The organism is Halalkalibacter okhensis (genome assembly GCF_000787375.1).
In the GTDB taxonomy this organism is placed as follows: Bacteria; Bacillota; Bacilli; order Bacillales; family Bacillaceae_D; genus Halalkalibacter; species Halalkalibacter okhensis.
Genome location: NZ_JRJU01000002.1, coordinates 211,525 through 224,093 on the forward strand (window position 1 = coordinate 211,525; position 12,569 = coordinate 224,093).

9 protein-coding genes are annotated in these 12,569 nt (G+C 36.9%); all 9 read right to left on the reverse strand.

Annotated features, from left to right (window positions below; translation table 11 throughout):
• Positions 1 to 95: 95 nt before the first annotated feature.
• Positions 96 to 1,790 carry a ribulokinase gene (locus LQ50_RS02700; RefSeq protein ID WP_034625841.1) on the reverse strand — a complete coding sequence of 565 codons (1,695 nt, stop codon included), beginning with the start codon at positions 1,788 to 1,790 and terminating at the stop codon, positions 96 to 98.
• A gap of 34 nt (positions 1,791 to 1,824) precedes the next feature.
• On the reverse strand, positions 1,825 to 2,613 hold the full coding sequence (locus LQ50_RS02705) for a DeoR/GlpR family DNA-binding transcription regulator (RefSeq protein WP_034625843.1): 789 nt from the start codon (positions 2,611 to 2,613) through the stop codon (positions 1,825 to 1,827).
• Positions 2,614 to 2,698: 85 nt separating this feature from the next.
• The gene (locus LQ50_RS02710) at positions 2,699 to 4,486 is read right to left on the reverse strand and encodes an L-fucose isomerase (RefSeq protein ID WP_034625845.1); all 1,788 of its coding nucleotides are present in this window, start codon (positions 4,484 to 4,486) and stop codon (positions 2,699 to 2,701) included.
• Positions 4,487 to 4,505: 19 nt separating this feature from the next.
• Complete coding sequence (locus tag LQ50_RS02715; RefSeq protein ID WP_034625847.1) at positions 4,506 to 5,975, reverse strand: rhamnulokinase; 1,470 nt, start codon at positions 5,973 to 5,975, stop codon at positions 4,506 to 4,508.
• A gap of 29 nt (positions 5,976 to 6,004) precedes the next feature.
• Complete coding sequence (locus LQ50_RS02720; RefSeq protein WP_034625849.1) at positions 6,005 to 6,655, reverse strand: class II aldolase/adducin family protein; 651 nt, start codon at positions 6,653 to 6,655, stop codon at positions 6,005 to 6,007.
• Between the two features lie 219 nt (positions 6,656 to 6,874).
• Positions 6,875 to 7,864, reverse strand: a complete 990-nt coding sequence (locus LQ50_RS02725; RefSeq protein ID WP_034625852.1) for an ABC transporter substrate-binding protein — start codon at positions 7,862 to 7,864, stop codon at positions 6,875 to 6,877.
• A 62-nt stretch (positions 7,865 to 7,926) separates the two neighbouring features.
• The gene (locus LQ50_RS02730) at positions 7,927 to 8,925 is read right to left on the reverse strand and encodes an ABC transporter permease (RefSeq protein ID WP_373279160.1); all 999 of its coding nucleotides are present in this window, start codon (positions 8,923 to 8,925) and stop codon (positions 7,927 to 7,929) included.
• A 32-nt stretch (positions 8,926 to 8,957) separates the two neighbouring features.
• A complete protein-coding gene (locus LQ50_RS02735; RefSeq protein WP_034625855.1) occupies positions 8,958 to 10,463 on the reverse strand; it encodes a sugar ABC transporter ATP-binding protein in 1,506 nt (501 codons plus the stop codon).
• Between the two features lie 582 nt (positions 10,464 to 11,045).
• Complete coding sequence (locus LQ50_RS02740; protein ID WP_034625857.1) at positions 11,046 to 12,560, reverse strand: xylulokinase; 1,515 nt, start codon at positions 12,558 to 12,560, stop codon at positions 11,046 to 11,048.
• Positions 12,561 to 12,569 lie beyond the last annotated feature (9 nt).

Below are 12,569 nucleotides of genomic sequence, written 5' to 3' on the forward strand. Positions count from 1 at the left end.
TACATTTAGATAAAATAGTCTTTATTTTTTTAAAAGTGGGACGCACTTTTTTCGTGCCTCCCGCTTTAAATGTAATAATTAATGAGGTTCCCCATTTAAATCATTTGATAAGTTTTTTTACTAATCTTATCTTTTAATTCTTTTATTCTTCTCATTGTTGAATTAGTTTCTCGGCCAAAATGTTTATAAAGGGCTACATATTCTTTATATAGCTCTTCATACACTTTCACGTTTGATGGATTAGGTTTAAATGTCTCTTCTTTTAACCGAGCCATCTTCGAAGCTGCTTCTATAACAGAGGTATATCCGCCTCTTTCCACTCCAGCAGCTACTGCACCATACATCGCTGATCCAATAGAAGGTGTTAATGTCGTTGCGGATACTTTTATTTCAATGTTAGTAACATCTGCATAAATTTGCATTAAAAGTTTATTTCTATGTGGCAAGCCTCCACATGCGTACAATTCATTGACCTCAACACCTTGGTCACGGAAAGTGTCAATAATAAGACGTGATCCAAATGCAGTTGCTTCAATTAAGGCTCGATAGACTTCCTCTGGTTTAGTTGAAAGTGTTTGCCCAAGGATCATACCAGATAAACTCGTATCTACTAAAGGGGTTCTATTCCCATTATGCCAGTCTAGTGCAAGTAATCCGCTTTGACCTGGGAGTAACTTATTTGCTTTTTGTTCCAAAAGCTCATGAACACTAATACCTAAATTCTCTGCCTCTACTTCTATATAGCGCGGAACATTGTGCTTCACAAACCAAGCAAAAATGTCCCCAACAGCAGCCTGCCCTGCCTCATAAGCAAACAAACCTGGGATAATTCCATCTTCAACTACTCCGCTAATTCCTTCTACAAGTACTTCCTTATCACTGAGTAGCATATGACAGGTTGAAGTCCCCATAACCATAACCATCTTACCAGGTTCTGCTACCCCAACACCTGGAACTCCTGCATGCGCATCAATGATACCAACAGCTACGGCTGTTCCTGGATTTAAATTCATTAATTGGGCAAATTCTTCTGATAACTCCCCTGCTTTTGACCCGAGAGAAACGACTTCGCCTCTTAACTTTGTTTGATACAGATTACCGAGTTTTGGATGTAGCGCTTTTAAAAAGTCTGTTGACAAATGTCCATCGCTCTTATGCCAAGTTCCTTTATAACCTGCAGCACAACTATTTCGTTTAACTTCACCGGTCATTTGTGCAATTACCCAATCTCCTGCTTCTAGATATAAATCGGTTGCTTCAAAGACATCAGGAGCCTCATCGAGGACTTGCCATATTTTTGGGACTAACCATTCGGATGAAATTTTTCCTCCGTATCTTTTTAACCACTCTTCATTTCTCTGTGAAGCTAGTAAAGTCATCTTGTCTGCCTCATCTTGTGCAGCATGGTGCTTCCAGAGCTTCACCCAAGCATGCGGATCATTTTTCCATTTTGAATCTTTACAAAGAGGCATTAACTGTTCATTTACTGGTACAACTGTGCAGGAAGTAAAATCAACGCCAATTCCGATTATATCGTCTGGATGAACACCTGATAATCTTATCACTTCAGGAACAGACTTCGCTAAAACGTCTAAATAATCCTCAGGGTCCTGCAATGCATAATGCTGTTCTAACTTTATATTTGATTCAGGGAGTCCTTCCTCAATTACTCCATTTTTATACGGTGTTACATGTGTAGCAATTTCTTCACCCGTATGGATATCAACTAAAACTGCCCTCCCAGATTCAGTTCCATAATCTAAACCGATTGAATATTTTTGACTTTTCATAATTATCCCCCCGATCTCCATTGCAAATTAAAACCTAATTACAAATAACTACTTCGATCCCGCGTTTTTCTATTAAGTTAATATCAGCTGCTAATGCACCTTTATCTGTAAAAATCCTAGTAATTCTATCTGATGGAGCTGTATTGATAAGAGCCTTAACATTTATTTTGCTACTATCTATTAATAAATTGACTTCATCAGCAACTAACAATAGTTTCCTTTTCAACATTGCTTGCTGTTCATGACTTTCACTCATTCCCCAATCGACATGATATCCCTTACAAGAAAGAAACAATTTATCAATGTGGTGCCCTTCCATAGAACGTTCTGCAACTTGACCAAAAAAAGCGTGATGGTCTTCATCGAAAAATCCACCAGTACACAAAACCTTCATACTTGTTTTGTTCCCTAACTCCATTACGACTGGTAAGCCGTTTGTAAACACATGAATAGATTGGTTATCTAAGCTTTTTGCAAGCTCTAAACAAGTTGTACTAGAGTCTAATGCAATTATATCTCCATCAACTACAAACTCAGCTGCTTTTTGACCTATTAACCTTTTTTCATTAATATTTTGAACCGTGCGTTCTATAAGTGGCAATTCCATTGAACCATCATTTAAAGGAACAGCTCCACCATGGATTCGTTTCAATTGTCCTTCAGATTCTAATTTTTCAAGGTCGCGGCGAATCGTCTCTTCCGTCACTCCAAACAATTTACTTAAATGAACAACTCTCACAGACTGTGATTGTAGTGTTAATTTCACAATTTCTTTTTGCCTGTTAGCTGCCAGGAGTCCTTCTTGCGTTTTTACTGGCCCCACATACCTCACCTCCATTCTTTTTGACTTTTTCTACTATTAAATTAAGCGAATCCCCTGGAACTTTTAGCTCCAAGGGGATTTGCTATTAACGGTACAAAGGTCCAAATCTTTCGCAAGCACGATAATCAGATCCTTCTCGGTCAGCTGTGCCAAACATGCTCCATGTACTTGGTCTAAAAATCTTTTCATCTGAAACGTTATGCATATTAACAGGAATACGAAGCATAGACGCTAGAGTAATTAAATCAGCTCCAATATGACCATAGCTCATTGAACAATGATTTGCTCCCCAATTATTCATAACAGAGTATACATCTTTGAATACGCCCTCACCTGTAAGGTTTGGAACAAACCAAGTAGTAGGCCACGTTGGATCTGTACGTAAATCAAGTGTATCGTGAACACCGATCGGGAGGTCAATTGTATAACCTTCAGCAATTTGCATCACTGGACCTAGACCTTTTACAAGGTTGATTCGAGCTATTGTTACCGGCATTTCACCTTTTGTTAGGAAATCACTGGAGTACCCGCCACCTCGGAAATATTCAGTTGAAGCAGGTCTCCATAATGTTGCATCTAAACATTTTTGAACCTCTTCATCTGTAATTTCCCAAAATGGTTTCATTACTGGCTTTCCATCTTTTGTCTGTTGTCCTGTTCCATCAAGTGCTGCAGGACCGGAATTTATGAGGTGAATAATTCCGTTTTCTGCTTTCCCTTCCAGCTCATATCCTGTAACACGTTTTACAGCATCCGGACTCCAATACGTTCGTACATCCGCAAATACTTGTGCTGTATTTGTAATCAAATGACCAAATAACATTGTAACCGCATTTAAACTATCGTTTTCAGTTGCAAAAATATAAGGAGCACGAGTTCCATTCCAATCAAATGAAGAATTTAAAATCGCTTCCATAAAATCACCATTTGGAAAATGATCTGTCCATTGGCGTTGACCTTGAAAACCTGCAGTGATTGCATTGTGCCCTAAAGCTTCTTCACCATACCCCAACTCTGCAAGTTTAGGATTTCCAACCATAAGATCTCTTGCAATTAATGTCATCTTCACGCTTGTTTCCCAATCTTCTTCATGTTGCTCTGCTGTTCGTTTAAAGTCATCGCTGTTATTATCAGGACCTTGCTTGCAATTTTCTTTCACCCATCTTAGTGCTCTTTCATATTCTTCCTTGTCATAAATCTCTCTATCTAATCTACGAACAAACTCAGTCATATCAATATATTCATTTCTCATTCCAAGGTAATCTTGAAAGAAAGTCTCATCTATCATACTTCCAGCAATCCCCATTGAAACAGATCCCATCGATAAATAAGATTTGCCCTTCATCATAGCTACAGCTAATCCAGCTTTAGCAAACTTTAATAGCTTCTCCTGCACATCATCTGGAATTGTAGTATCCCCTACATCTTGGACATCCTCACCATAAATACCAAATGCAGGTAACCCTTTTTGATTATGAGCAGCCAGTACTGCCGCTAAATAAACAGCACCAGGACGATTAGTACCATTAAATCCCCAAACAGCTTTTGGTATTGATGGATCTGTGTCCATCGTTTCTGTTCCATAACACCAACATGGAGTTACCGTTATCGATACACCTACACCTTCTTTTGCAAATTTCTCAGCCGTCTGAGCAGCTTCAGCTACCCCACCAATACATGTATCAGCAATAACACATTCTACAGCTTCACCGTTATAATGTGATAGATTTTCACTAATAAATTCAGAAACTGATTTCGCTAAGTTCATAGTAACTTCTTCTAATGACTCTCTTACACCATTTCTTCTACCATCAATCGTAGGCCTTATCCCAATTTTTGGTAATCTTGCGTAATAACGATTTGTTTTAGTCATATTTTACAACCTCCAATTTTCAATTTACATTTTGTAAAAATCTTTCATATGCTTGATCCCATGTTAACTGATCTTTTGGTTCATACACTTTTGTAGAGAATGACCGCCTTACAATCTCTCGTGCTTCTTGTATATTAGCAATTTCCCCTAAAGCAAGTAATTGCCCTAATGAATTCCCTATCGCACTTGCTTCTATTGGCCCTGCCTGTACTTTTTTCTTGGTAGCGTTTGCAGTAAATTGACATAAAATTTGATTTTGTATTCCGCCGCCACCCATGTTTATCTCTTCAATACTTGTACCAGTTAAATGCTCTAACTTTTCTAAAACCCAACGGTATTTTAAAGTCAGGCTTTCTAAAATACAGCGAAGAATTTCTCCTTTTGTTTCAGGTGGCTTTTGCCCTGTTCTCCTGCAATACTCTTGAATTTGAGCAGGCATATTTTTAGGATGTAGGAATGTAGGGTCATCAGGATTAATAAAACTTGTAAATGGTCTCGCTTTCTTAATGAGAACGCTCTCTTCTTCATAACTTAATGAATCACCATCCCGTTCCCAGACAGTCTTACATTGTTGCATTAACCATAAGCCCATATTGTTTTTTTGAAGGCGGTACTCTTGATCAATCGTTCCTTCATTTGTGAATCCCCAAGATAGTGCTTGGTTAGATGCAATTGGCTCTTGTACTTTGACTCCCATTAACACCCATGTTCCGCAACTCATAAAGGCAGCATTAGGATTATCCATAGGCAATGCAGCAAGTGCACTAGCAGTATCGTGACCAGCTACATTAATTACTTTAACTGGATTCATTCGTAATTCCTTGTTAATAGATTCTAATGTCGAGCCTAAAATAGTACCTGGCTTCGTAATCTCATTAAACATCTTTGCTGGGATGTTTAATTTTTCTAATAATTCAAAGTCCCAATTTTTATTTTTAAAATGATATAATTGACTTGTTGTACTAATCGTAAACTCATTTGCCTTTACACCAGAGAAGAAATAGTTTATAAGATTTGGAGTAAACAATAACGTATCTGCTTGTTCTATCAAATCAGGCCTTCTAATCTTCATTCCATATAATTGACAGATTGTGTTAATACTAGAAGGCTCTATTCCGGATCGGCTATAAAGTTCTTCTCTAGTAATTTTCTCTAGTATCCCCTCCATCCCTTCAGAATGAAGGGGATCTCGATAAGAATAAGGGTTGGATAACAATTCACCACTCGAAGACAATAATCCAAAATCAACACCCCACGTATCGACTGCTAAACTTACGACGTCAGTATGACCTTTTTGCAAACTTTTCGTTATTCCAACTTTCATTTCTTGAAAAATATGGAGAATATCCCAATAATATCTATCGGTAAGCTGAATTGGCTTATTAGGAAAACGGTGAATTTCTTCTATTTCTAAATATCTCCCATCGAAACTACTCAACATTAGGCGGCCATTTGAAGCTCCTAAGTCAAACGCCCAAACCTTCTTCATTTCTTTTCACACCTTCCAAGCCCAAATTATTAGTTTCTTCCTTTCAAAAGTTCAGAACGATATTTTTCAGAAGAAAGATTTCGTAAATCAATACATTCCTGTTCAGTTAAACTTCTTGGAACACCTACAGATGAGGCTATCGAAAAAACCTTTGCTGATTCTTCAATTATTTGCATGAAGAAGAAGGCTTCTTTCATAGTTTTCCCTACTGTCATGACCCCATGATTTCTCATTACTATAACATCTGTATCCCCGATTACTTCCCCCACTGCATTAGCTAGCAACTCAGTTGTTGGAATAATATAATCAAGATAAGATACATTTCGAATCATCGCCGGACCATCTGGAAACAACATTGGAATGTCCTTACCTGTACTTGAAACTGCAACTGAATAACTAGGGTGTGAATGAAGGACGGCTGTAATATCTGGTCGTTTCCTAAAACACTCTAGGTGCATCTCAACTTCAGAAGAAGGTTTTAAATCACTTAGAATTTCACCCGTTTGGATATTAACTTTTACCCAGTGATGATCTTCAATTTCTTGTAAGTCGAACCCACTTGGAGAAATGAACATAAAATTCCCTTCACGCATACTCAAATTTCCACCAGCCCCTACAACTAAACCTGTCTGTACAATCTTATTTGCATATAATTTAAGCTGTTCAAAGATAGTTGACATGTTCTTCCTCCTTCTACTTAGTTAATATGTAAGTTCTCTTTTTAATTAGTGCAATACCGGAAATATTATGTTTTTAAGTATTAATTTGTTTATTTAAATTATAATCCCAAAACAAAAGAATTTCAACAAAATTAAAGAAATAAACAAAAAAATTACTGTTAATCTGTGTTTTTGTTTGTAAAAGAGGTTGCCCTTTAATTGAGCAACCTCTTATTCTTTTTATTCGTATAAGACTGCCTGAATTTCTTCATCGTCAATGTTATCTTGGTCATACCAGAGGAATCCTGTATCAATCGATCCTTCAACTGATTCACCATTTGCAGCTAGCACAGCCGCTTTTACAGTTTCATAGCCGATCCCAATTGGATTTTGAGTGATCGCTCCTGCCATGACACCATTTTTAATTGCTTCGATTTGTAACGCACCTGAATCAAAACCAATGATAACAACTTCACCTTGTTTATTTAATTCTGTTACTGCATTTACAAGCCCAATTGCAGAACCTTCATTTGCACCATAGAAGCCTTTTAAATCAGGATAGGCTAAGAGAATTGCTTTTGCTAAGTCAGTAGATTGTAAGTGATCTCCCCCACCGTACTGAATATCAACGATTTCAATATTAGGATGATTTTCTTCCATGTACTCTACAAAACCATCACGACGATCAACACCTGTAATACTTGTTTGGTCATGAACAACTAGTGCAACTTGACCTTCTCCGCCTATTAACTCTGCCATTTTTTCAGCAGCTAATGCAGCAGCAGCTTTGTTATCAGTTGACGCAGTAGCAACAGGGATATCACTATCAACACCAGAATCAAATGCAACAATTGGAATATCGTTATCTTGAGCTTGTTGTAATAACGGAATAGAAGCTTGGCTGTCTAAGGCTGCAAATCCAATTGCATCAGGCTTATTATCAAGCGCAGCTCTTAACATATCAATTTGTCGATCAACGTTAGCTTCAGATTCAGGACCTTCAAATGTAATTACAGCACCATATTCTTCTGCTGCTTGCTCTGCCCCTTTTCTAACCGCTTGCCAGAATTGATGTTGGAATCCTTTTGAAACAATCGGAATAAATAACTCATCTTCACCTACTTCAACATCTGCAGGGCTCTCACTAGATCCCTCTTCTGCAGAGCCACAAGCGGTAAGGGCCACAACTAGCATTCCTAGTAAAACCATTAATGTTGCAATTTTTTTCATAACTGTCTCCCCTTTAAATTTATTGTTGTATATATCTCCTATTAGGAGTTAATACCATAGATTTAGGCTTTCTTTCGACGTAAATTATCTGCATACACAGCTAAGATAATAACAAACCCTACTACAACTGTTTGCCACTCTTGCGGTACAGAAAGAATACGTAATCCATTTGTTAAAACACTCATAATAAGGGCCCCAATGACAGTTCCTACAACGGTTCCTTTCCCTCCGCTTAGTGAAGTTCCACCAATAACAACTGCTGCAATCGCTTCCAACTCATACCCCATTCCTAATGCAGGCTGCGCTGAATTTAACCGCGACGCCATAATTACACCAGCAATACCAGTGAAAACCCCAGCAATTGTATAAATTCTAATTTTCCAACTGTCGACATTTACCCCTGATAGTCTTGTAGCTTCTTCATTACTTCCTAGCGCAAATGTATATCTACCTACAATCGTTTTAGATAAGATAAGTGCACCGATAATAGCAGCAGCAAAAAAGATAAGAACTCCATTAGGTACTCCAGGAATAATGGTTCCTAATGCAATCTGAGAGAATCCAGGTGTATTTGTAAAATATATTGGAGATGCTCCAGAAATAACTAGCGCCATTCCCTTTGCAATCATCATCATAGCTAATGTTGCTATAAATGGCGGAATTTTCATTTTGGCTATAGCAAGACCACACAATAGTCCACAAAATGCCCCTGTCAGAATTCCGACAAAAACACCTAATACGGACGGAACCCCTAGTGTAGTTACAAAGAGTGCAGTCATTACCGACGAAAGAGTCATAACCGTACCAACTGATAGATCAATTCCCCCAGTTATAATGACAAATGTCGCACCTAAAGCTAAAATACCTATTACTGCAGTTGACAGCAAAATCCCAACAATATTCGAAAATTGCAAAAAGTTAGGTGATGCTAAAGAAAAGAAAATAACTAATAGTATTAAACTAGCAAATGCTAAAACTTGTTGAAGAGCCCCTGGTTTAATCGGTAGTTTCCATTTTTTTTGGTTTGGATCGATTGTCGAATTATTCGTTTCTGGTTTCACTGTGTTTCCCCCCATTTTACAAATATTAAATATTAACTAATGCTAGTACGCTGTGTAGCATAATTCATAATGGCTTCTTGTGTTGCGTTTTCATAACTTAATTCACCAGTAATTCTTCCTTCACACATAACCATAACCCTATGGCTCATTCTAAGAACCTCTGGCAACTCTGAAGAAATCATGATAATTGCTTTCCCTTGACTTGCTAGTTCATTTATAAGTTTATAAATTTCTCCCTTTGCTCCAACATCGATTCCACGAGTTGGTTCATCAAAAATTAAAATATCACAATCTCGTGTCAACCACTTAGCGATAACCACTTTCTGTTGATTCCCTCCAGAAAGGAACTTCACTTGTTGATGAATACTAGGTGTTTTTACCGCTAGTTTTTTTACCATTTCATTCGATATATTCCCAATCTTTGAATCTCGTGCCCAGCCAATAGGATTTAAAAAGTCTTTAATCGACGCAATGACAATATTCGCTTTTACATCCAACTCAACCATTAATCCATAACGTTTTCTATCTTCAGAAATATAGCCAATACCGTTACTAACTGCATCATTCGGACTTTTGATCTTAACTTCTTTCCCTTTAATTAATATTTGTCCGGAATCTAAAGAGTCTGCTCCAAAAATCGCTCGCGCCACCTCAGTTCTCCCTGCCCCCATTAATCCTGCAAAGCCAAGGATTTCTCCTTTTTTTAATTCAAAGTTTATGTCTTTAAGAAGTGGGGAGTTAAGATTTCTCGCTTGTAGAACAACTTCCTCAGTAGCAGTTTCAACCATCGGCTTCGTATTATCATAGATTTCTCGCCCTACCATCATAGAGATAATCCTATCAATAGGTGTATCTTTTGTTATTACAGTATCAATGTACGTACCATCTCTCATAATCGTAATGCGATCTGTTATACGTTTTAACTCTTCCATTCGATGAGAAATGTAAACAATTCCGACTCCATTACTCCGAAGCCTTTCAATGATTTCAAACAACGTATCAATCTCGCTATCTGTTAAAGCAGCAGTAGGTTCATCCATAATTAGTATTTTCGCATTGAATGATAGAGCTTTAGCAATTTCAACCATCTGCTGTTTTGCTACTGTTAAATCTGCTATTAAATCTTTCGGATTTAAATTCAAATTTAACTGGTCAAATAATTTTTGAGTTCGTTTATTTAATTCATGTTCATCTAACAAAAACTTGATTTTGCTTTTCGGTTCGCGTCCTATAAATATATTCTGAGCAACTGTTAAGTCCGGCATTAAATTAAGTTCTTGGTGAATCATACTTATCCCAGCATCTTGTGCCATCTTTGTATCAGTAATATCAACTTCTTTACCCAAATATGTAATGGTCCCTTCATCTTTTGTATAAATCCCTGTTAAAATCTTCATTAAAGTTGATTTTCCAGCACCGTTTTCCCCTAAAACAGAATGCACTTCTCCTGCTCTTAATTCGAAACTCACATCAGAAAGTGCTTTAACCCCTGGAAAACTCTTCGAAATCCCCTTCATTTCCAGCAAAATTTCGTCCATTATTTTTTCACCTTCCTTTGTTTTTTGTAAGCGGTATCATCAAAAGATAAAAAAATTTGATGTTCTTTGGGTCATCACCTTTTATTTCTTTGTTTTTCTTTTGTTAATTTTGATTATAAACAAATAAAAACAGATTATCAATCTTTTTCTTGGTAAAAATTCGGTTTTTTTTAAATAGTTGGTTATTTCAATTAATAGAAACCACTTTCCCTAAAGAAAATAACCTTTTATCTTTAAATAAACATAATAAAATAATTATTGAGCTCTTGACCTAAATCTTTCAACCATTTATTTAATAACTACGATTATCTTATTTACCTTTTTTATTTTTTGTTTTTAATTTATTTCTTGGTATTACTTCTCATATTGTTTGAATAGTAGTTGCCTTCTATAAAAAACCTCTAAATTCAGATAGTTATCTATCTAACTTTAGAGGTTTTTGTTACTTTATACAGTTGGATTAGAGATTAAAACTTATTCTCTTTTATTATCGGAGACCACATTACTTGTTTCTATTCATATTATTGCTATTTCCATTACACTTAGAATTCCCTTATCATTTATAAATTAAGAACCCTCTACTCATACTCTGTTTACGAAGTTGACATCCTTAATTCTTTCATAAAGCTCTTTAAACATTTCTAGCTGTTGTTTATAAATTAGTTCATTGTCAACATTGGGATGGAACCGCTTTCCATTTTTAATGAACTTTGCCCCCTCATTAAAACTCGAGAACATTTGGATACCCACTCCACCGGCGATTGCTGCTCCCATTGATGTCGCTTCAGAAATGTTTTTATTTACTTGAATTGGCGAACCCAATACGTCACTTAAAATTTGTATTAAAATATCACTTTTAGCAAGTCCACCGATCAATCTAGTTTCATTATTTGCTGTTGTATCATTAAAAACTTCTAAAATACTTGCTAATGAGTAAGAAATCCCTTCTAAGACAGCTCTAACTAACTCAAATCGGCTATGCTCTAAGCTAACACCAAAGAAATTTCCACGAATTTTGCTATTCCATATAGGTGAACGTTCTCCTAAAAGGTATGGATGAAAGATTACCCCTTTGGAACCTGCCTCCACTTTTGTCAGGTGTTTCTCAAACTCCTCATATTCAGGTTGAACGGTCAAATTATCCCAGTCAATTATAGATGAAAATTGACTAATGGCCCATTCATAAGATGCTCCAGCTGTCTGCATCGTACCAAGAACATTATAATGTTTTGGGTTTAAGTCACAAATTGTAAAGACTCTCTTATTTTCGTCTATGAATGGTTGTTCGACAACTTTCGAAACCCATGCAGTCGTTCCTAAATTTATATAGGTATCCCCTTTGGAAAGAGCTCCCGCACCTATTGTCGCACATGCCCCGTCTCCTCCTCCTATCACTACCGGAGTTCCTTCCAATAAACCAGTTTCATATGCAGCATCTTTCGTCACGGAGCCAATTATTTCTGAAGACGGCACCAAATCAGGCATTTTACTTAATTCTAGGTTTAATTCTTTAAACACTGAAGATTCCCAAGCTTTTTTCTCCAAATTAAAGGCTCCCGTTAGAGATGCATCAGAGTAATCTGACACACCCAATCTCCCAGTCATTTTAAAAGCTAAATAGTCTTTTGCCTGAAGAAAATACGCTGTTTTGTTATAGATGGCTGACTCTTTTTGTTTTAACCAATACATTTTTAAAAGCGTGTAACGAGAGTCAATTCGATTACCCGTTAATTCATAAAGCTTGTTTTCACTAACCATTTGAAAAACATCATTCTCATATTCACTACTTCTTGTATCAGCATGAATCAATGAAGGACTTAAAGGATTGCCTTTACTATCAACTGGTAAACACCCATTCATATGCGCGGTAAACGATATAACCGCGATATCTTCCCCTCTTACTACTTCAAGTATTTCTTTCGTCGTTTGAATGACATTATTCCACCACATTGTCGGATGTTGTTCAGCAATCCCACCAGCCAGGAAATTCGTGCTACATTTTCTCGTAGAAGAGGCCACAACCTCTCCATCTTCACTAAATACTGTGCATTTATGATTGGTCGTTCCTAGATCGTGCGCTAGAATGTATTTCCCCATTTCGAGCCC

What these genes read in the sequence shown, in the direction of transcription:
- LQ50_RS02740 (WP_034625857.1), bottom strand. Translation starts at nt 12,560, where the DNA reads ATGGGGAAATACATTCTAGCGCACGATCTAGGAACGACCAATCATAAA.
- LQ50_RS02715 (WP_034625847.1), bottom strand. Translation starts at nt 5,975, where the DNA reads ATGAAGAAGGTTTGGGCGTTTGACTTAGGAGCTTCAAATGGCCGCCTA.
- LQ50_RS02710 (WP_034625845.1), bottom strand. Translation starts at nt 4,486, where the DNA reads ATGACTAAAACAAATCGTTATTACGCAAGATTACCAAAAATTGGGATA.
- LQ50_RS02735 (WP_034625855.1), bottom strand. Translation starts at nt 10,463, where the DNA reads ATGGACGAAATTTTGCTGGAAATGAAGGGGATTTCGAAGAGTTTTCCA.
- LQ50_RS02725 (WP_034625852.1), bottom strand. Translation starts at nt 7,864, where the DNA reads ATGAAAAAAATTGCAACATTAATGGTTTTACTAGGAATGCTAGTTGTG.
- LQ50_RS02700 (WP_034625841.1), bottom strand. Translation starts at nt 1,790, where the DNA reads ATGAAAAGTCAAAAATATTCAATCGGTTTAGATTATGGAACTGAATCT.
- LQ50_RS02720 (WP_034625849.1), bottom strand. Translation starts at nt 6,655, where the DNA reads ATGTCAACTATCTTTGAACAGCTTAAATTATATGCAAATAAGATTGTA.